Origin of the sequence: Treponema vincentii, from assembly GCF_010365865.1 — a bacterium.
In the GTDB taxonomy this organism is placed as follows: domain Bacteria; phylum Spirochaetota; class Spirochaetia; order Treponematales; family Treponemataceae; genus Treponema.
Window position 1 is genome coordinate 2,152,002 of record NZ_CP048020.1, and the last position, 20,133, is coordinate 2,172,134.

Annotated in this window: 17 protein-coding genes; 12 read left to right on the plus strand and 5 right to left on the minus strand. The window is 39.9% G+C overall.

Annotation, left to right across the window (positions count from 1 at the left end):
• The first annotated feature begins 35 nt into the window (after window positions 1–35).
• Complete coding sequence (locus tag GWP43_RS10050; protein WP_414162734.1) at window positions 36–1,208, plus strand: YibE/F family protein; 1,173 nt, start codon at window positions 36–38, stop codon at window positions 1,206–1,208.
• Window positions 1,209–1,335: 127 nt separating this feature from the next.
• On the opposite strand, the gene GWP43_RS10055 is transcribed toward GWP43_RS10050, so the two are convergent.
• The 3 genes from GWP43_RS10055 to GWP43_RS10065 form a co-directional block, all read right to left on the minus strand.
• Window positions 1,336–1,728 (minus strand): type II toxin-antitoxin system HicB family antitoxin, encoded by a 393-nt coding sequence (locus GWP43_RS10055; RefSeq protein ID WP_016523351.1) that lies wholly within the window; start codon window positions 1,726–1,728, stop codon window positions 1,336–1,338.
• Between the two features lie 16 nt (window positions 1,729–1,744).
• Window positions 1,745–1,924, minus strand: a complete 180-nt coding sequence (locus GWP43_RS10060; RefSeq protein ID WP_016523350.1) for a type II toxin-antitoxin system HicA family toxin — start codon at window positions 1,922–1,924, stop codon at window positions 1,745–1,747.
• Between the two features lie 177 nt (window positions 1,925–2,101).
• A complete protein-coding gene (locus GWP43_RS10065; RefSeq protein WP_162664041.1) occupies window positions 2,102–4,069 on the minus strand; it encodes a RecQ family ATP-dependent DNA helicase in 1,968 nt (655 codons plus the stop codon).
• A gap of 151 nt (window positions 4,070–4,220) precedes the next feature.
• Between GWP43_RS10065 and GWP43_RS10070 the strand changes: the two genes are divergently transcribed.
• Entirely contained in the window at window positions 4,221–5,858 is a 1,638-nt protein-coding gene (locus GWP43_RS10070) for a PAS domain-containing protein (protein WP_162664042.1), read from the plus strand.
• 112 nt (window positions 5,859–5,970) lie between these two features.
• On the opposite strand, the gene GWP43_RS10075 is transcribed toward GWP43_RS10070, so the two are convergent.
• Window positions 5,971–8,070, minus strand: a complete 2,100-nt coding sequence (locus GWP43_RS10075) for a methyl-accepting chemotaxis protein (RefSeq protein WP_162664043.1) — start codon at window positions 8,068–8,070, stop codon at window positions 5,971–5,973.
• A 439-nt stretch (window positions 8,071–8,509) separates the two neighbouring features.
• On the opposite strand from GWP43_RS10075, the gene GWP43_RS10080 reads away from it, so the two are divergent.
• From GWP43_RS10080 to GWP43_RS10095, 4 genes are all read left to right on the plus strand, one after another.
• Window positions 8,510–9,730, plus strand: coding sequence for an alanyl-tRNA editing protein (locus GWP43_RS10080; RefSeq protein ID WP_162664044.1), 1,221 nt, complete (start codon window positions 8,510–8,512; stop codon window positions 9,728–9,730).
• Between the two features lie 138 nt (window positions 9,731–9,868).
• Window positions 9,869–10,699: a CPBP family intramembrane glutamic endopeptidase gene (locus GWP43_RS10085; protein WP_044015794.1), complete on the plus strand. Its 831-nt coding sequence runs from the start codon at window positions 9,869–9,871 to the stop codon at window positions 10,697–10,699.
• Window positions 10,700–10,730: 31 nt separating this feature from the next.
• Window positions 10,731–11,651 (plus strand): alpha/beta fold hydrolase, encoded by a 921-nt coding sequence (locus GWP43_RS10090; protein WP_162664045.1) that lies wholly within the window; start codon window positions 10,731–10,733, stop codon window positions 11,649–11,651.
• Between the two features lie 2 nt (window positions 11,652–11,653).
• A complete protein-coding gene (locus tag GWP43_RS10095; RefSeq protein WP_162664046.1) occupies window positions 11,654–12,151 on the plus strand; it encodes a GNAT family N-acetyltransferase in 498 nt (165 codons plus the stop codon).
• A 112-nt stretch (window positions 12,152–12,263) separates the two neighbouring features.
• Here the strand turns inward: GWP43_RS10095 and GWP43_RS10100 are convergent, their stop codons facing one another.
• Window positions 12,264–12,539 carry a helix-turn-helix domain-containing protein gene (locus GWP43_RS10100; protein WP_230977668.1) on the minus strand — a complete coding sequence of 92 codons (276 nt, stop codon included), beginning with the start codon at window positions 12,537–12,539 and terminating at the stop codon, window positions 12,264–12,266.
• Between the two features lie 822 nt (window positions 12,540–13,361).
• On the opposite strand from GWP43_RS10100, the gene GWP43_RS10110 reads away from it, so the two are divergent.
• The 6 genes from GWP43_RS10110 to GWP43_RS10135 all read left to right on the plus strand — a co-directional run bounded on the left by GWP43_RS10110 (window position 13,362) and on the right by GWP43_RS10135 (window position 20,131).
• Window positions 13,362–13,607, plus strand: coding sequence for a histidine phosphatase family protein (locus tag GWP43_RS10110; protein ID WP_230977669.1), 246 nt, complete (start codon window positions 13,362–13,364; stop codon window positions 13,605–13,607).
• A 134-nt stretch (window positions 13,608–13,741) separates the two neighbouring features.
• The gene (locus tag GWP43_RS10115; protein WP_162664047.1) at window positions 13,742–14,383 is read left to right on the plus strand and encodes a TetR/AcrR family transcriptional regulator; all 642 of its coding nucleotides are present in this window, start codon (window positions 13,742–13,744) and stop codon (window positions 14,381–14,383) included.
• 57 nt (window positions 14,384–14,440) lie between these two features.
• Window positions 14,441–16,192, plus strand: coding sequence for an ABC transporter ATP-binding protein (locus tag GWP43_RS10120; RefSeq protein WP_162664048.1), 1,752 nt, complete (start codon window positions 14,441–14,443; stop codon window positions 16,190–16,192).
• Window positions 16,193–17,917, plus strand: coding sequence for an ABC transporter ATP-binding protein (locus GWP43_RS10125; RefSeq protein WP_162664049.1), 1,725 nt, complete (start codon window positions 16,193–16,195; stop codon window positions 17,915–17,917).
• A gap of 8 nt (window positions 17,918–17,925) precedes the next feature.
• A complete protein-coding gene (locus GWP43_RS10130) occupies window positions 17,926–19,437 on the plus strand; it encodes an ABC transporter ATP-binding protein (protein WP_162664050.1) in 1,512 nt (503 codons plus the stop codon).
• Complete coding sequence (locus GWP43_RS10135; protein WP_162664051.1) at window positions 19,430–20,131, plus strand: energy-coupling factor transporter transmembrane component T family protein; 702 nt, start codon at window positions 19,430–19,432, stop codon at window positions 20,129–20,131. The genes GWP43_RS10130 and GWP43_RS10135 overlap by 8 nt, the downstream gene beginning before the upstream one ends.
• Window positions 20,132–20,133 lie beyond the last annotated feature (2 nt).

Below are 20,133 nucleotides of genomic sequence, written 5' to 3' on the forward strand. Positions count from 1 at the left end.
TGTTTTTCTTTTTGGTATTCGTCATGCAGCAAAAAATCAAACGATTTTGTATTTTCCTTTTTTTCATCCTTACAACTATGCTTACAGCGCAAATCCCCGTATTTGCAGAGGCAGACACCGATTCAAAAGATGCCGGATTGGCGGAATATTACGACACGCAACTTAATCTGCCGAAGAATCAGGTGGTAAAAGCGCGCGTCATTGAAATCGTATATGATGACCTTGCGGAAAGCAGGCCGGATGTTCCGATTGAATCCGACTTTCGGTATCAGCATTTAAAAATAGAAATTTTAACCGGCAAGCATAAGGGCGAAGTGTATACCGTCCGCAACACTATTGAACTGGCAATTCCGTACCGGCTTATCTTCCGGCTCCATGAAAAAATGATACTGCAGGTGGACGAAGATGAAGAAACCGGAAAGATAATAAACTTAAAAATCTACGAGCGTGCACGGGACACAAAAGTCTATGCGCTCATAGTAATCTTTGCAGCGGCGCTTATTATCGTCGGCAAAAAAAACGGCCTCAAAGCATTGATTACGCTCGGCATTACCGTAGGTCTTATTTTCGGTATTTTTCTCCCGTGCATTATACGGGGTTTTAACCCGATTTTATTGGCGCTCGCCGTATGCAGTTCTGCGACGGTTATCACGCTGCTGATCATCAGCGGCAACAATAAAAAAACATATACAGCCATCATAGGTACAATCGGCGGAGTTATCATTGCAGGGGTATTCGCATTTATTGCCGGTAAGATACTCATGCTGACAGGGCTTGGAAACGAGGACGCACAAATGCTTGCCTTTATACCGCAGCACCGTAGGATTGACTATCAGGGGTTGTTGTTTGCAGGTATTATGATCGGTGCGCTCGGCGCGGTGATGGATGTGGCAATGTCCATCTCATCGGCAATGTGGGAGATTATTTCCGTAAGCCCCGACATATCAAAAAAGCAACTGATAAAATCCGGTATGAATATCGGCCGAGACATTATCGGCTCAATGTCGAACACACTGATTTTGGCATACGTCAGTACCTCCATTCCGGTACTGCTGCTATTCATTCTATTTTCTAACGGCTTTACCGAAATCATCAACCTCGAACTTTTAGCCTCCGAAGTACTGCGCGCAGTTGCCGGAAGCGTCGGGCTTATTTGCACCATCCCGATTACGGTGCGCCTTGTCGGGAGATGGCATCATACATCATGAGGCGATTACCGGACGGGGAAGCGTACTAGGAAAATTTTGATTAATACGATTACTTTTAATTTTTTTACTATTACAAGCAACAGCCCCGACGCAAGCGTCGGGGATTAACCTCTCCGCACGAATAAAATTACAATGCAATTTGCAACCGCTGTTTCAATGCGTTTTGTAGCTCTTGTGAAAAATTAACCCCGGCTTCTTCCGCTTTATAATTGAGCCATGCCGGTATAGTAACAGTTTTCTTTATTGCCTTTTCAGAAAACTGTTTGCGCCAAGCATCAGTGTCGGCTATTACATAATTCACAAATCCGTTTTTTATTTTGATTTTGGATATATCACTCGGTTTCGGTATCTGTTGCCGATGATCTTCATAATGAGCAAGCATCATAGCTATGGCATCCTCTGCCATTTCTATTGCTTCCGTGATTGTTTCTCCAAATGTAAAACAGCCGGAAATATCAGGAACTCTTACACCTATTTTTCCATCATCGTATTCAAAAATAACGGGATATGTATATTTCATATTATGCCTCCTTGTACTATTTTAAACCTGCTTCTTTGAGAATATTATGCGCTGTTCCAGTCGGAATATCACCTTTATGCCGAGGTATCGCAATCATTTTACCTGTCTCTTTATGGATTGCTTTATCGTGTTTTGCCCCGGCAGTAATTTCATAACCGGCTTTTTTTAATAGTTTTATAATCTCATCTGCTGTCATAGCATCACCTTATGATATGATTATAACACGTATAAGCACGTATTTCAAGGTGTTGCGATTTACGAAATAATTGGAGAAGTTTCAAAATCTAAAGATTTCCTTAACTGCTGTATTTTAAAAAACGATTTTTCAGCAGCCTGCTCCTCTTCTTCGCAAATTCTTTTTGCCCACCCACTGCTACCTCCCCGTGTTTTCCACAAGACGCAAAAGCGCCGAGCCGAATTTTTCTGCTTTTATTTCGCCGATACCGAATACGTTCAGCAGTTCACGTACCGTGCGCGGCTTTTTGAGGATGAGGTCTTCGATTGTTCTATCTCCGAATATAACGTAGGGCGGAACGTTTTCTTCCTCGGCAGCGTGTTTGCGCCAGTCTTTTATCGCTTCATACAACATTGTATCATCTTCATTCAACGTGCGCAAAAACTCACCTCGCTTATATTCACTTTTTTTATGCGCAGTGTCATTCTTTTTAGAGTCAATACCGGTCTTTTTAGATACTGCTTGATTCATCCCACTCTGCCCGATAAGCTCGATCGGAAGTTCGATTTTTGCGCGGGATGCAAGCGTCCGTTTACCGTTCTCGGTTATAATGAGCACATTGTAATCACCGTTTTTTTCGACAAGGCCCGCATAGATGAGCGCATCGGAGAGCGCAAACCAATCCTCTTTTGAAAGCTCTTTCCCGATTCCCCATGTTGAAACTTTATCATGCCCGTTTTCTATAATCCGCTTTTGCTTTGAGCCGAGCAGCACATCGACAATATACGAAAGTCCGAACCGCGATTGCGTACGGTAAATACAGCTCATAAACTTTTGAGCCGGGATGGTAACATCTGTCAGCGGAGGCGGCGGTGCGGAACACACATCGCAGCACGGAAAGGGACATCTTTGTCCGTAAGCGTTTTCGTTTTCACCGCCGATGTCTTCCGGTTCTGCATCAGCATTTTCGGCTTTCTCGTTAGCTGCCGCCGGAACAAACCGCTCCCCAAAATACGACAATAGAAAATGACGGCGGCATGTCCGAGCGGACGCAAACCTGAGCATTGCCTGTAAAAGCCGTTCGGAGTTGGCGCTGTCCGCTGCCTCTTCAAAGAATGAGCGTATTTTATGTGCATCGCCTGCGCTGTATAAAAGCAGAGCGTGAGAGGCAAGACCGTCGCGTCCTGCTCGTCCAATCTCCTGATAATATTCTTCGAGCGACTTGGGTAAATCATAATGGATAACAAAGCGGACGTTCGGTTTATCAATTCCCATACCGAATGCAACCGTCGCAACCATAATCCGTACCTTATCGCGGATAAATTGCTGCTGATGACTTCTCCGCTCTTCGTCGGAAAGCCCTGCGTGATAATTGAGCGCCGAATAGCCGGAGTCCTTGAGCTTTTCGGTGAGCTTATCAACTTGATTGCGGGAAAAACAATAAATGATGCCGCTTTCTCCGCTGTGCTTTTCAAGACAGGCGGTAACCTCGTGCAGCGCATTCCTCTTAGGGCGTACTTCAAGAAAAATATTTGCGCGGTTAAAACCAGCGACAAAAACTTCCGGCGTTTTCATACGGAGATTTGCCGTAATATCTTTTTGTACCTGTGCGGTTGCCGTTGCCGTAAGCGCAAGAAAAACCGCATCCTTAAACTGCGCACGGATATTCGAAATTGCCAAGTAATCGGGACGGAAGTCGTGCCCCCACTCGCTAATGCAATGAGCTTCGTCAATGGTAATGCAGCTGACCGGTAGGCTTGCGTCATGCAATATAGACTGTGTGCGCTCCGCCGCAAGCGCTTCCGGAGAAAGGTATACCAGTTTAACACTTCCGGACTTAATACGCCGCACTGCATCGAGATAGTCACCCCATTCAAGCGAGCTATTCAAAAAAACTGCGCTCACACCGTTTTCTACAAGAGAAGCGACTTGATCCTGCATGAGTGAAATCAGCGGAGAAACAACAAGCGTAATGCCGCCGAACAAAAGCGCAGGGATTTGATAACACAACGATTTTCCGCCGCCGGTCGGCATAACCGCAAGCGTATCGCACCCCGACAGCACGGAGGCAATCACTTCTTGCTGCATCGGACGGAATTCATTGTAACCGAATGTCGTTTTAAGCACAGTGTGCGCACGTTTTAGCAGTTCATCGTATTTTTCCATAAAGCGATTATATCTATTCCATGCGGCTTGCAGAAGAGATTGACTTGACGCATCTTAGATATTTCCTTATCTTCATTGTAAATAAAGACTAACAGATATCTCTTATCGCTTCCGGGAATAAGAAACTACAGTCTTTATACGGAGGACACCTATGGAAATGAAACGCCATTTAGATTCAGTAAATGAGGCAAAGATAAAAACGGTTCTTCAGCTGAAGAATGACTATAATGCAGGCAAAATCAGCTTGACAGATGCCAAACGGATATTAAAGGAAAAAGTCGGTTCCTTAAAACCGTACGAGATCGCCCTCGCAGAGCAAGAACTTAAAGAGTTTGATGAAAATGAATGCCAAAAAGAAGACATTCAAAAGATGCTTGAGCTTTTTGAGGATATTATGGATACGAGTCGTCCCGACTTACCCGACGATCATCCTATCATGTGCTATTACCGCGAAAACGATGCGCTCAAAAAAATCCTATTGGAAATCGAAGACCTTGTGCAATACCCGCTTATCAAAAATCAGTGGCTCGGTATATATGACCGGCTGGATCAGTTCAGAATACACCTATCGCGCAAGCAAAATCAGCTCTATTCTATTTTGGAAAAAAAAGGCTTTGACCGACCTACGACAACAATGTGGACGCTGGATAATTTTATCCGTGATGAAATCCGTGATGCGCGAAAGCTGCTGGAAGACGATGCCGACGATCAATTTATTGCGGTGCAATCTTCGATTGTTGCCGATGTACGCGACTTACTGCAAAAAGAAGAAGCAATTTTGTATCCTACTTCGCTTGCGATGATCAATGAAAAAGAATTTGAAGAGATGAAATCGGGAGACAAAGAAATCGGCTTTGCGTGGATAAACGACACTGCAAACGGCACACCTGATAAAAACGCTTCCGGACACACAGCACAGAATACGCAAGCGTCGAGCACTGCAGGACAGGCTTCTTCCTTGACGGAGGATTTAGCCGCAGTATTACGCAAGCACGGTTTAAATGTCGGCAGCGAAAACAGTTCCGCTTTTGACGTGGCAACCGGTAAGCTGACACTCGAACAAATCAATTTGATTTACCGGCATCTGCCTGTCGATCTTTCGTATGTAGACGAAGATGAAATGGTCTGCTTTTATTCCGATACGGAGCACCGCGTATTTCCGCGCAGCAAAAATGTCATCGGGCGGAATGTAAAAAACTGCCACCCGCGGGCAAGCGTGCATATCGTCGAAGAGATTATCGAAAAGTTCCGATCGGGCGAACAGGACTCTGCGGAATTCTGGATCAATAAACCTGGCATCTTTATCTACATCTTGTATACGGCAGTCCGCGACGAACACGGAAAATTCCGCGGTATCCTTGAGATGATGCAGGACTGTACACATATCCGCAGTCTAACCGATTCGCAAACGCTGCTGACGTGGAAAAAAGGCGGCGAGATAAGCGGCCAAACCGTTATCCAAGAGGACTCGACTACATCTCATAACGGTGATACCGCCGATGCGAAATGCGCAGCCGGCACGTCACATACACAGAGTTCCGAATCTCCGCAGCGGGATAAAAAACTTTCCGCTGCGGATATTACCGCCGATACGCTTTTAAAAGATATCTTTGAAGATTATCCTGCATTAAAAGATCGAATGGAAGAAATCAGTCCTAAGTTTAAAATGCTGAAAACGCCGCTTGCACGGATCATGCTGCCGAAAGCAACGATTAAAATTGCGAGCGAACGCACCGGTGTTGAACTGAATACTTTAATTGCGGAAATAAAAAAGCGGCTCGGAAAATAGAGCACACAAAAACGCCTCTTGAGTAATTATGCTGCATAATTACTCAAGAGAAAATATGCATAGAATCTTTAAAAGCTACCCGAGTTTTTTCAAATGCTCTAAAGTTTCTCTTCTATATTTTAAACTTAGATACTTCCTGTGCCAAATTTTCGATACTTCGTTTGTTCTTATTGGTAATTTCTTTTACGCCTTGAATTGCATTATTGATTTGTACTGCCGCCGCCGCCATTTCTTTCATACTTGCAGCGATTGTGTTAGTAAGCCCGTCGAGTTTTTTCATTTCGTGCGCAACTCCTTCTCCACCTTTCAGCATATCGCCTGAACCCGCTTCTACTTCAACAGTTACCTCGCTGATATTTTTAATTGCCTCCAATACTTCGCGGCTTCCGTTTTCCTGTTCCCTCATCGACTCGGTTAAACGGGTACTCATATTTTTTACCTGATCGGAGAGCGTAAAAATAGTAGCAAATTTTTCACCCGCAACTTTCGAAGAAGTAGAAAGCCCTTCAATTTCTACAGTCAACGTTTTAAGCGTCGCGGTAATTGTTTTACCCTGCGCGGCGGAATCTTCTGCAAGTTTGCGGATTTCGTCAGCAACAACCGCAAACCCCTTTCCGGCTTCACCGGCATGAGCTGCTTCGATAGCGGCATTCATTGCAAGTAAGTTCGTTTGAGATGCGATGTGTTGAATCACACTTGAAGCCTCCATCAAACTGCCCGACTCTTCGGCAATTTTCTGAGTAACGCTGCCGGTATTCACGATAATCTCTCGTCCGTCCGCAGTCGCTTCTGCGAGTGTTTTAATAACCCCGTCCGTCTTTTCAAGCGTATCGGTAATCGATGCGATATTGGCGACCATCTCTTCTATCGCAGAAGAAGAAATAGATACGCTTGCCGACTGGCTTTCTATGCGGGTATTTAATTGACGTATCGTTTTGATAATTTCTTCAACCGTTGCTGCCGTTTCCCCAACGCTTGCAGTCTGTGTCAACGCTTGCTGTTTTACACCGTCAATATTTTCATTTATTTTATGGACAGCTTGTGCAGTCTCGGCCATATTCTGAGCAAGCTCATCGCCAATCGATCGCATTATTCCGGCATTGCTATCGATGGATTGTATGGAAGAACGAATCTTTTTAATCGTCTCATTAAAATATTCGGATAGCCGCGTTACTTCATCATTACCGATAAGAGGAAGCTGCACGGTTAAATCGCCCTCCCCTTGCGAAATATCTTTCAGCGCATTAACGGCTGTTTGAACGGGAGCAACCATCTTTGCCGCAATGAAAAATATAATTGTCAGTGTTACAGCCAATATGATAATACCGATGATAATGACCATTTTACGCAAATCCGTAATTGCGCCGAGAAACTCTTCCGCCGGGGCGGCAATAATAATTGTCCACTGCGTACGCGGCATTTTCGTATAGGCTGCAATATTCTTTTTACCGTTATAGGTATAATAACCGATACCGGCGGAAGAGGCAGCAAGAGCTTGCCGCTGAAAATCTGCGATGGACGCTAAAGAGCTGTCCGTCTTTGCCAACTCCATCGCATTTTTTTGCGCTTCAACGATTGATGTATCCTTATGGGCAATAGTTGTTCCGTCCATTCCTAAAATATGGCAATTTCCCGTTTTACCGATTGTGATCTCCGATATGGTATCGCAAATAACGGTTCCCCCCAGCCCTGCACCCAAAACCGCAATAACTTTATCATCGTTATCTAACAGCGGAACGGCTAAAATGACTTCCAGTTTTTTAGTGAGCGTTGAAATGTGAGGCTCGGTGATAAAAGAAACGCCACTCACCGCGCTCTTATACCAATCCGTATCCCCGACAAAGCTAACCGTACCGTCGGCATAATAGCTGTTTCCCTTAGTATCGCATATATTAAAAAAATTGAGAGTGTCGGCATAGCCGAAATCGCTGCGCACGATTCGTGTTTTTTCCGTAAAAGATACCGAAGGATCCTTCATTGCCGTATTGTGCATAAATCCGCTTAAGAAACTGAAATCCACTTGAATATCACTATTGATGAACGAAGCAATATCGTTTACTTTGTCGATAAGATGCGCATTAACCCGCGCAGTAAGGGCTTGTTGCGCAGTATACCGCGCTAACGAACCTTGTATAACACCGGCTACCGTAATCAATGTTCCGAAAATGATAAGCAGCTTCTTACGAATAGAAAAAATTTTCTTTTCCCGCATAAAGAGAAATACCTCCGCATACCGAGCTTCCCTAACAACTCGCTTGGTTTTTAGAGACGCCCTTGCCTTGTCTATAATAATATAGTTACTATATCTGAGTTTAGCAGAGATGACAATACATATTCGATATCAGGATAAACGCATCATGCCGTTTTTTAGTAACCCCGCAGAAGCAATGGGGTTGTTCAACCAGAGTTGAACCTCTTCGCGGTTCAAATGGTCTCACAACCCCATTGCTTCTGCGCTTTTTATCTACTCTACCTGATGCGTTTACCCTTCTTAAAAAAAATAGCACAAAATTTTATGCAAAATTTTGTGCAAACGGAAGGTAACCGCATCAGATAGTTTTAAGCGTTTACCTTATATTCGACAGATAAAAGATGATTGGATTTATTGCCGTATCGGAGTATAATGAACTTATTCGACACAAGGAACATTTATGGAAAACTTTAATGCACTGTACTACCAGAAACCGTATATCAGAGAATTCGATGCAACGGTAACTGCTTGTTTAAAAACCGAGAGAGGGTATGAGATAGAACTGTCGGATACGGCATTTTATCCCGAAGGGGGCGGACAGCCCGGCGATAAGGGAAATCTTTTTGTCGAAGGCAAGCAGGATCGAGCGGTTTATATTTCGGATACCCAATTTGTAGGAGAGCGCATTGTTCATATTGCCGACGCGGAACTTGCCGCCGGCACAAAGGTTCACGGAGTATTGGATTGGGTAAACCGCTGCGATAATATGCAGGGGCATACCGGCGAGCATATTCTTACCGGTATCCTCTCCCAAACCTATGGGTACGAAAATATCGGATTCCACATGGGCGAAAGTTTTATCACCATCGACTTTAACGGCCCGTTGACTGACGAGCAGGTACTTGATGCCGAACAGCGCGCCAATGAAATTATCCGCGAAAACCGCCCGATTCAAGAAAGCTTTCCGAACGCCGAAGAGCGCAAAACAATGCAGTACCGTAGCAAAATAGAACTTTCGGGTACCGTACGCATTATCACCATTCCGGGACTTGATTCGTGCGCATGCTGCGGAACACATGTTACCGCCACCGGCGAAATCGGACTTATTAAGATCGTTAACTTTACCAATCGGAAAAAGGGTGTCCGGTTGGAAGTTCTCTGCGGCAGAAAAGCGGTTCTTGCATACGAACAAGAGATGGCGCAAGTACGGGCTATCTCCCGCTGCTTATCGGCAAAGCCCTCCGAAGTGCATGAAGCGGTGGAAAAATTAAATGCCGAAAAAGGAAAACTACAGCAACTGCTGCACGAGATGACTGAAAAATATCTAAAACAGAAAGCGGAGTCGGCGGCAAATACTGAGGGCGCGCCTCTTTATTTTGAAGATAATCTCAGTATCGAATATCTACGCTCGTTCTGCAATCTGCTTCTAGCAACAGGAAAAATGCACACTTGCGCAGCATTATCAGCGGTTGCCGTTGAACCGGAAGGACTACAACCGGCAGCATACAATTACGTCATCGTCAGCAATGCCATCGATTTAAAACCGCACATAAAAACATTAAACCAACAGCTCAACGGCCGCGGCGGCGGAAGCAGTTCTGCCATTCAAGGAACGTATTTTGCGGGGAAGGAGCTTATTGAGGAAACACTTACCGGCTTGTTGAGCAGGGCACGAGGATAGTATCCTGTATAACTAGATGAATCAGCCATAGGGGAGGAGCACTCTGAAAAAGAGATTAACACTATCATCATGGAAAGGCAGATTAACTGTCATTGCCGATAAGAATGAAGATGAAGAAATCATGGGAGAAAATAAGAGATGACAAAAATCTATAAACCCTTGTTTGCCGTACTCGTGATTTATATATTGTGCTTTATATTCCGATTTATAGAGTATTTTATTATTCGTACGGATCAAACATTTTGGGGAGAGGCATTTTTACACAAACTTTTAGGGATAGTTGTTTTATTCATAGCAGCTAAATTATATAACTTTAAAGTGCAAGATATCGGATTTAATAAAAATAGAGCTGTAAAATATACATTGATGGGATTGCTGTTTGGAATTTGTATATATGTATTAGCTTATAGTATAGAGATTGTTATAGCTGTTTCAAATAAAAATTTTCAATCATTACAATTATATGTCAGTTCTTATTCTGTAGATAAAAATATAGGAAATCAAACTTCACTACTCTTTTTTGTAATTTGTATTATCGGGAATATCATTAATGTGATTATGGAAGAAGGGATATTCAGAGGCCTGTTTACAAAAATGCTTGAGAAAAATCATACATTTTTTGTATCTGTGCTTATTACTTCTGTTTTGTTTGGATTATGGCATTTTATCGGACCTGTAAGAAACTATTTTGACGGCAGCAGCAGTATTGAAGGTATGTATGTAAATATTATTCTGTTGGTTACTGCTTCCGGATTTATCGGATTTAAATTTGCTTTATTAACAAAATTGACCGGCTCTATTTATATGGCAATGGGTGATCACTTTGTAAATAATACAATCATTAATATTTTTCATATTGTTTCTTCTACGGGGTGTGATGAATTGATATTTTTAAGAATTGCAATTGCCCAATCCGTGTCGTTTATAATTGTTCTATTTGTCTATCTGCATAAAAAAGATTGTAGGTAGTAAAGTCTCCACACGAATGAAGGAGCGCTGCATGTATACAAACGATGAAACATGGCAAAAACTTCAAATGTTTTTGCCTGAACGCAACAGGATAAGCATTTCATGCGCTCCTTCCGAAATGTTCAGCACATTCGACAGAACGAACATCCATCTCGACATATACAACGAACATAGCAACAACGGTGTTACGCTCGTGCTGTTCCACGGTGTCGGCGGGAACGGCCGGCTCCTGTCGTTTATTGCAGTTCCTTTGGCAAAGCGCGGCTATAAGATTGTCTGTCCGGATTTGCCGGGGTACGGCTATACCGAATACGAGGGCATACAGTCTTATAAAACATGGATCGAGACAGGCGTTCACATCGTACGACAGGAATTACAGCGCTCCAAAAAGATTTTTGTACTGGGTTTGAGTGCAGGAGGCATGCTCGCATACAACATCGCTTGCTTAGCCCATGGTGTTTCCGGCATCATCGTTACCACCCTGTTAGATAATCGCTTAAAGCCGGTGCGTAACTATTCGGCAAAAAACAAATTGCAGGCGCGTATCGCTTTGCCGCTTTTACGTTTTATACCGAAGCAGATAAGGCACTTAAAAATTCCGGTAAAGGCGATAACGAATATGAAAGCAATCGTCAACAACGACCGGGTACTTTCTTTGTTGCTGCAGGATAAAAGGGGAGCAGGATCTTCCGTGCATCTGGGTTTGTTATGTTCGATGATGGAAAGCATTCCTGCCGTAGAGCCTGAAGCATTTGAAATTCCGCTTTTGCTTTGTCATCCTGAAAAAGATCGCTGGACACCCGAATGGATAAGCCGCCTTTTTTTTGATCGCGTACGGAGTCAAAAACAACTATGCACACTTAAAAACGCAGGTCATTTTCCGATTGAACAGCCGGGTATTGCACAGCTTGAAGAAGCCGTTGTGTCGTTTATAAAAAAATTATCGAGGTGATTATGGTATTAAGAAAATATGAAGCGCAAGATTCCAAAATCATTTGCAGTTGGATTAAGAATGCAAAGCAACTTTATCAATGGTCTGCCGACAGAATAGGGCGGTTTCCGCTGAGCGGCAATGAGTTAAATGAATACTATGGTTCGATGAACGGTACACAGTCTATCATTCCTCTTTGTGCCATTGACGGACACACCGTGCTCGGTCATTTATTTATCCGATACCCAAACAAAGACGATAAAACGATCGTGCGATTCGGTTTTATTATACTTTCGCCTGAAAGCAGGGGGAAGGGAAGCGGAAAGAAAATGGTAGAGCTTGCAATAGAATATGCAAAGACCGTTTTGCATGCTTCAAAAATAACATTGGGAGTGTTTACGAATAATGAGCGTGCACGGCATTGTTATGAATCCGCCGGTTTTCAACCAACAGGAAAAGTTATAACCTACATGATGCCGGATGGCGCATGGGAATGTATTGAAATGGAATTGAATATCTAACTTTGAGGTCGATTATGAACATACAAGATTTTTTTGAACGCAGTATTAAAACAGGATGCCGAACAATTACGCAGTTGCTATTTTTTTTACAAAAGGCAGTGTTTCAAAGGTTTTATTTTCCAGCATACTGATTAAACGGCATGCCGTACCGGTTGGGCGATTTGTTCCTTTTTTCCCATGCTTCTACCGTCTTGGTTGAAACACCCATGTAATGTGCAAATAAAACCTGTGTCATACCAACAGCAACTCTTATGTGTTTTATTTCAATGTTATTATATTTTTTTATAGGTTGAATTTCATACACGGTTTTACGACCTTTTAATTCCCCCCGTTCAATAGCCACTGCTTCATTTAAGCCAGTCATTAAACTATCAAAAAATTCACTCATGCTCTTTCCTCCAGTTCCTTGCAGCTTCTATTTTTAAAATACCGATAACTTTTTTAACCGCATTTTTTTCCGCATCGGTTAGGTTTGATTGTTCTTCTTTTGAAAATATTTGAATCAGGTATGTTTTTGCAAAAGTTGCAAAATCAACATAGCAAACTCTGGAAGTTCCGCTTTTACCTCTGCCCTGAAAAGCAAAACGGATTTCTTCAAACCGCCTGTTCCAACCATTATATCGCCTGCCTCCGGATTTTTAAGAAGGAATTGCTGTAATTCAGCTAAATCATCATCAGTAAATCCTAGTGCAAACTATTTTTTCGTAAACGATGGAGTTTCTATAAATTCCCTTTTCATCTTACACTTTAGGGCATCTCTAAAAACTTGGTTAGATTTTTAGAGATGCCCGACGAGTATTTTTGATAAGTCTTTACATTATTACGACTTATCAAAAAACATCGCAAAATAATCTAAGGAAAACCTCTAAAAAACTGAAGTTTTTAGAGGTTCCCTTTACAATATACCCTATAAAATAGGGTGTTGTCAACCATTCGGGAACCTCTAAAACCCGCAAGTCTATCTCGTCTTATTCTGTAGTCTTATTCTGTAGGGAAATGCATTAAGTTGTCTGTTTGCCAAACCGGAATCGTTTTTAGAGATGTCCTATTATCCATTATTAACTCTTTACTCTCTTTTTCATACCATCATTATCTCGTTCTAATAGATTCTAACAGAGCTTATTCTGTTAGACTAAGTATCTCCGGTGGTGCTGCACAAAGATTGATCCTCAACACACACAAAGCACACTGTAGCGGGAACACATGAGATATGCACCATTGGGGACGGGTGCAGTGGTTGTACAACAATCCGCGGCAGGAAAGAACAAAGCAGATGGTCGAGCATGAAATCGAAGCATTGATGTCTTTAATGGAAAACAAAAATGCGGTGATTGTAAGTCACGGATTTCAGATGCGGACAATGCTGAGCATATTAGCACGGCGTTATCCCGTTCAAAAACCGATGCACATAAAAAATTTAGACATAGTGAAATGTTTTGTTTATGAGAAGCAATGACGGAGTTCCGCCTCAGTGGTGAGAAAAATAGAGAAAATTTTAGATGAACGCTCTATTGACCAAAATGTAAAGATTTGATAATCTGATTATCAAAAATAATATTATTATCATTTTTAAGGCTATGGGGAATCTAGATGTCTTACTGTTCGGATATAACAAAAAATAGAATTTTAGAGTGTGCTAAAAAAGAATTCCTGAATAAAGGCTTTGATAAGGCTCAGGTAGGTGAAATTGCAAAAGCGGCAAATGTAACTACAGGTGCGATATATCGTCATTTTAAGAACAAAGAAGATTTATTTTTCACACTGATTGAAGATGTATACAAATATACTTTAGAAGTTGTGGTTGAGGTTGAAACCAAGAATGAGAGTGAAGATTATAAGACGCTGTTAGCGCAAGATGAACACATTGTTATTGAGGCCATGTTTTCCGAGGCAATGAACTTTGTAAATTATATGTATGAACATTTCGAGGAGTTTAAGCTTATTTTTGAATGCAGCAAAGGCTCAATGGTTGAAAATTTTGTTGAAGAAATTGTCAACAGATACACGAAAAAAAACATGCGGTTAATACACTCTTCCGGAAATAAGAAATTGGGAATTGATAAGATTGAGGAATTTGAAGTTTATATGCTTACGAGAGGATATATCATTTCTTTGTGTGAATGTATCATACATAACATTCCACACAATTATGCAAACAGATATATAAAAAGTATTGTTGCTTTTCAATATTATGGTTGGAACGGCTTGCTGAATTTCAACACCCGAAAATAACCTTTCTCGTGTCAAGGTTAGTAGGAACTAAGTATCTAAGTATAGAGAGGAATGTTTGTGAAAAATAAAAAAAATAATGCAATCGCGTTACTGATGAAGTATGCAGCGGATAATAAAAGAGCATTATACAAATCAATATTTTCTGCAATTATAGGTGAGTTGTTCGGAATGATACCATTTCTTGCGATAGCTCAATTAATAGAAAAAATATATGTATCTGAGGCTTCTGTTAGAACTGCTTTGCAAATAACTGTAATAGCCTTATCTGGACAGATTTTAAAAGGAGTATTTACATTATATTCAACGCTGACTTCGCATAAAGCAACCTATCATATTTTGAAAAATATAAGAAGTAAGGTCGCAGAAAAAATGCTAAAGGTACCGATGGGCGTGATGATTGATACACCGACAGGAAAGTTTAAGAATTTAATGGTAGATACTATATCGAAACTTGAAGATTCTATGGCTCATTTTATGCCTGAGATAACATCAAGCATAGTTTCGCCTGTATTTTTTTTGATTTTAATTTTTACTCTGGATTACCGAATGGGCTTTGCATCTTTACTTACGATTCCGTTAGGTATGCTCGGCTATATAGGCATGATGAAAGATTACAAAGTGAAAAGTAAAACGTATACGGATGCTCAAAATAATATGAACAGTACATTAGTCGAATATGTAAACGGCATTGAAGTGATAAAAGCATTTAATCAAAGTGCGGTCTCCTATGGAAAATTTACCGACGCGATTAATTTTTTTCATGATAGTACACTGAGCTGGTGGAAGCAGAGTTGGTTATGGTCAGCTTTTGTTCAGGCCGTTATGCCGTCAACTTTACTTGGAACGTTACCGGTCGGCGCATATTTATATATGAAATCAGAAATATCCTTATCAAATTTTATTGTATGCATTATTTTACCTATCGGCTTTATTGCTCATTTGATGAAAATCGGAAAATATTCCGAACAATTTAATATGGTTAAAGCAAGTTTAGAAATTATAGAAGATTTTTTATCGAAAGACGAGCTTGTCAGACCAAAAGAGAAAGTGAATTTTGATGATACTTTATATCGATTTGAAGATGTGTCTTTTGCTTATGATAATACTGAACTAGTACTGAAAAATATCAATTTTGGAATAAAACCTCATACAGTTACGGCAATCGTAGGAAGCTCAGGTTCCGGTAAATCAACAATTGCTAAGTTGATGGCTGGTTTTTGGGATTCAACAAAAGGAACGATATATTATGGCGGAAAAAAAATATCAGAGATTCCCTTTGAACAACTGAGTGGTGAAATAAGTTATGTCTCTCAGGATAATTTTTTGTTTAATACAAGTGTAAAAGAAAATATCAGAATAGGAAAGCCGGATGCAAATGATGAAGAAATCATAGGAGCGGCAAAAGCTGCAGCGTGCCATGATTTTATTATCGGATTGAAAGATGGCTATAATACAATCGTCGGTGATGCCGGAGGTGCCCTTTCCGGCGGAGAAAGACAGAGAATTACAATTGCACGAGCAATATTAAAGCAGTCAAAAGTGATAATTTTAGATGAAGCGACTGCCTTCGCAGATCCTGAAAATGAATATTTGATTCAGAAAGCGATAAATAATCTCATAAAAGGTAAAACACTGATTGTTGTTGCTCACAGACTTTCTACAATTATAAATGCAGATAACATTTTAGTGATGAAGAACGGTGAGATTGTAGAAAGAGGAGTTCATAGAAGTCTATTAAATAAAAATGGAGAATATGCATCATTGTGGACAAATTATATCAGCGGCATAGATGAAGATATGGAGGCATAAATGTTCAATATTGTAAAACGAATATTTCAAATAGCAGGTAAGTATCGCTCCAGTATCATTATAGGTCTTATCTTCGGCGCATTAAAGTCTTTTTTTGCTTCTTTTATGTTACTTGCGGTTTTACTGATAATGATCAATCTTGAAAAATTAAACATGACTATTATTATGCAAGCAATGTTAATAGTGGGAATAAGTATATTAGGGAGATTTATATTTCAATATCTTTGCGATAGAAAATTAAGTGCATCTGGGTATGAGATTTTCAGAGACAAGAGAATTGAAATAGGAGAAAAATTAAAGAAAGCACCCATGGGTTATTTTTCGAAAAATAATTTAGGGACGATTCAAACTATTCTAACAACAACAATTTCCGATTTGGAAGGAATGGCAATGCTTGCGCTGAACTTTATTGTAGGTGGATTTTTTCATGCTTTCGGTATGACAGTTATGCTATTGATATTTTGTATTCCAGTAGGAATAATTTCTTTGATAACAATTATTCTCGGAGCATTTTTACTTGGAATAATAGCACAGAAAGCTGAAAAATATTCATCCGTTATGCAGAAAGCAGGAGAAGAACTGGTTACGGACTCTATCGAATATATCAGAGGTATTTCCGTTCTTCGTGCATTTAAAAGTGGCAAAGAAGGTAAAAACAAAATCGAAGAAGCTTTTAGTAAAAAATGTAAAGTTGACATAGAAGTAACAGAAGCTACCGCATTGGTAATGAAACTTTACGAAATGGTTTTTAAGGTAGCAAGCTGCGTGTTGGTTTTTGTTTCTGTGATTTTATATTTAAATCACACTATCCCGCTTTCTTATTCACTGATGTTTATCGTATCGGCATTTTTAATATTTATGGAACTGGAACTGGTGAATAATGGTGCATTTCTAAGTAAATTGCTGGCAACTTGGCTGGATAGGCTCGACTATATTTCGAATATTCCTTCATTAGATAAGGACGGAAAGAATATAAGCTTATCGTCTTACACTATAGAGTTTAAGGATGTTAGCTTCGGATACAATGAAAGGAAAATTTTAAAGGCTATACATTTAAAAATAGATTCAAAAAGCTCTTTGGCAATCGTCGGTGTTTCGGGCTCAGGGAAAACAACTCTTTGCAATCTGATAGCACGGTTTTGGGATGTTCAGAAAGGTGAAGTTCTTATAGATGGAAAGAATGTTAAAGAGTTTACTTCTGAAAGTTTATTAAAAAACATCAGTATGGTTTTTCAAAAGGTGTATTTATTTAATGACACAATAGAAAATAATATAAAATTCGGTAATCCTAATGCTTCACGCGCTGAGGTTATAGAAGCTTGCAAAAAAGCACAGTGTTATGATTTTATTATGAACCTTGCGGATGGATATAATACGGTTGTCGGAGAAGGCGGCTCCACATTATCAGGCGGAGAAAAACAGAGAATATCTATTGCAAGAGCAATTCTTAAAGATGCTCCTATTGTTATTCTTGATGAAGCGACATCGAGTATTGATCCTGAAAATGAATATATGCTAATCAGTGCGATAAAGGAATTAACCAAAAATAAAACGCTTATCAGCATTGCGCATAGATTATCTACGGTAAGAGAAGCCGACAAGATTATTGTTATTGATAAGGGGAGAATTGTGCAACAGGGAAATCATAACGAATTGATTAATCGAGAGGGAATATACAGACATTTCATTGAGATAAGAAAAAAATCAATCGGTTGGAAAATATAAGTGATAAAATGAAAGATACTATTATTGATTTTAATAATGTGAGTTTTAGTTACGGAACACAGACAGAAGGCTGTCTAAAAAATATAAATTTTAAAATAAGAATGGGTGAATTTGTGCTATTTACGGGAGCGTCGGGTTCCGGGAAGACAACTGTTATGAGATTGATAAACGGTTTGATTCCTCATTTTTTTGAAGGAAACTTATCAGGGCAGGTGAAGGTCTTGGGGAGAGGGATAAAAATAAGTTCTCCCGGTGTACTTGGCAGAAATGTCGCATCCATATTTCAAAATCCGCGGAATCAGTTTTTTACAACAAATAGCACTCATGAAGCCGCATTTGCCTGTGAAAATTATGGAATCGACAGAAACGAAATAATAAAGCGAGTAGAAGCTGCTTTTAGTGATTTTAAGGCTGAAAATCTTATGAATAGGGATATATTTTCTTTATCAAGCGGGGAGAAACAAAAAATAGCGATTATTGCAGCAAAAACTCTCAATCCTAACATTTATGTATTCGATGAACCATCAGCAAACTTAGATATTCGTTCAATTATACAATTAAAAGAGTTTATGAAGAAACTAAAAGAAGCGGGACATACGGTAGTTGTTTCAGAACACAGGTTGTTTTATTTGACAGATTTATGCGACAGATGTCTGATAGTGAATGACGGGAAGATAGTTAAAGACATTCCCGGAAATGATATAAAAAATATGGATAACGGTGATTTAGAAAAATGCAATCTAAGAACATTTGATTTAAATACAATCGAATTTTCTTTGGAACAGAGAGAAAGCGGAAATAAAGAATACGCTGATTTTGAAATTGACAATGTATCATTTTCATATAAAAGCTCCTTATCCATTCTTCAAAGGTGCAGTTTGAAGGCTAATTATGGAGATACCGTGGCCATTATCGGGCATAACGGTGAAGGCAAAACCACCTTAGGAAAAATTATTGCAGGCCTGCTTAGAAGTGAAACAGGACAATTCTTTCTTGATGGTAAACAAATAAAACAAAAGGAACTGTATAAAAGTGTGTATTTCGTAATGCAGGATGCCGACTATCAATTATATTCCGATTCTGTTGTGTCGGAATTAAGATTAAGCGGAGAAGTTCATGGTAATATAGATGATGACGAAATTGAAAATACAATGAAATTATTAAATATTTTTGAATTTAAAGACTATCACCCTCAGGCACTTTCAGGCGGACAAAAACAGAGAGTAATTATCGCAGCAGCTATGACTTCAAATAAACGGATTATTGTTTTTGATGAGCCGACTTCGGGACTTGATTATAGTAATATGAGAGCCGTTGCAAAAGCAATAAATACTCTTCGCGAACATAAAGTATTGAATTTTGTCATTTCACATGATTTGGAATTTTTAAGCAAGGTCGCTACAAAAGCAGTATTTGTTGAGGAGGGAAAAATAAATAACACTATTCGACTAACTGATAATTCTGATTTTAAGATAATAAAAAATTTTTTGCTGCAAAAAGAGGTTGAATACTATGCTTAAATCTTGTAAACAGCACGGGGTAAGATATGATCCCAGGATTAAGCTGTTGCAGGTGTTGTTAGTAGGGATTCTGGTTTTTGTATTAACAGGGAAAAAATATGAAATATCATTATTCCTTTCGGTTTTTACTTTTGCAATGTTGAGCGGTCTTTTTAAGACCGGTATAAAATTCCTAGTTATATACAGCGGGCTGTTTCTTGCAGCTGAAATCAGTCCGTTGTTTATTGCAACAACTATACATTATTTTGTTTTATGTTTTATTACGATAGCATTTGCGGCTTTGAATTTGGCTAAAACTACCGATATTTCAGAAATACTGGCTGCACTTCATAATATGAAAATTCCGTATTATATCAACATTCCTTTGGCGGTAATCCTGCGATTTTTTCCTACCATAAAGCAGGATGTCATTTGTATTAGGCAGGGCATTAAAACAAGAGGGATAGACATCTCAGTATTAGGTGTATTAAAGCATCCGTTTAAAATATACGAAATGATGATAATACCACTCTTGATGAGAATATTGTCTACTGCAATAGAATTGGCAGCCTCTGTTGAAACAAGAGGACTTGGTATCTCATGTAAAAAAACAAGCTATACTGAAATTCATTTCAGTATATTTGATGCATTGTTATTAATAGCAATGGTAACATTTTATACAGTCATTATTGTTATGAAAATGAAAAATTATTAAAC

What these genes read in the sequence shown, in the direction of transcription:
- GWP43_RS10095 (WP_162664046.1), top strand. Translation starts at nt 11,654, where the DNA reads ATGGTATTAAGAAAATATGAAGCGCAAGATTCCAAAATCATTTGCAGT.
- GWP43_RS10075 (WP_162664043.1), bottom strand. Translation starts at nt 8,070, where the DNA reads ATGCGGGAAAAGAAAATTTTTTCTATTCGTAAGAAGCTGCTTATCATT.
- GWP43_RS10055 (WP_016523351.1), bottom strand. Translation starts at nt 1,728, where the DNA reads ATGAAATATACATATCCCGTTATTTTTGAATACGATGATGGAAAAATA.
- GWP43_RS10130 (WP_162664050.1), top strand. Translation starts at nt 17,926, where the DNA reads ATGAAAGATACTATTATTGATTTTAATAATGTGAGTTTTAGTTACGGA.
- GWP43_RS10125 (WP_162664049.1), top strand. Translation starts at nt 16,193, where the DNA reads ATGTTCAATATTGTAAAACGAATATTTCAAATAGCAGGTAAGTATCGC.
- GWP43_RS10110 (WP_230977669.1), top strand. Translation starts at nt 13,362, where the DNA reads ATGCACCATTGGGGACGGGTGCAGTGGTTGTACAACAATCCGCGGCAG.
- GWP43_RS10080 (WP_162664044.1), top strand. Translation starts at nt 8,510, where the DNA reads ATGGAAAACTTTAATGCACTGTACTACCAGAAACCGTATATCAGAGAA.
- GWP43_RS10115 (WP_162664047.1), top strand. Translation starts at nt 13,742, where the DNA reads ATGTCTTACTGTTCGGATATAACAAAAAATAGAATTTTAGAGTGTGCT.
- GWP43_RS10065 (WP_162664041.1), bottom strand. Translation starts at nt 4,069, where the DNA reads ATGGAAAAATACGATGAACTGCTAAAACGTGCGCACACTGTGCTTAAA.
- GWP43_RS10070 (WP_162664042.1), top strand. Translation starts at nt 4,221, where the DNA reads ATGGAAATGAAACGCCATTTAGATTCAGTAAATGAGGCAAAGATAAAA.
- GWP43_RS10100 (WP_230977668.1), bottom strand. Translation starts at nt 12,539, where the DNA reads ATGAGTGAATTTTTTGATAGTTTAATGACTGGCTTAAATGAAGCAGTG.
- GWP43_RS10090 (WP_162664045.1), top strand. Translation starts at nt 10,731, where the DNA reads ATGTATACAAACGATGAAACATGGCAAAAACTTCAAATGTTTTTGCCT.
- GWP43_RS10060 (WP_016523350.1), bottom strand. Translation starts at nt 1,924, where the DNA reads ATGACAGCAGATGAGATTATAAAACTATTAAAAAAAGCCGGTTATGAA.
- GWP43_RS10135 (WP_162664051.1), top strand. Translation starts at nt 19,430, where the DNA reads ATGCTTAAATCTTGTAAACAGCACGGGGTAAGATATGATCCCAGGATT.
- GWP43_RS10085 (WP_044015794.1), top strand. Translation starts at nt 9,869, where the DNA reads ATGACAAAAATCTATAAACCCTTGTTTGCCGTACTCGTGATTTATATA.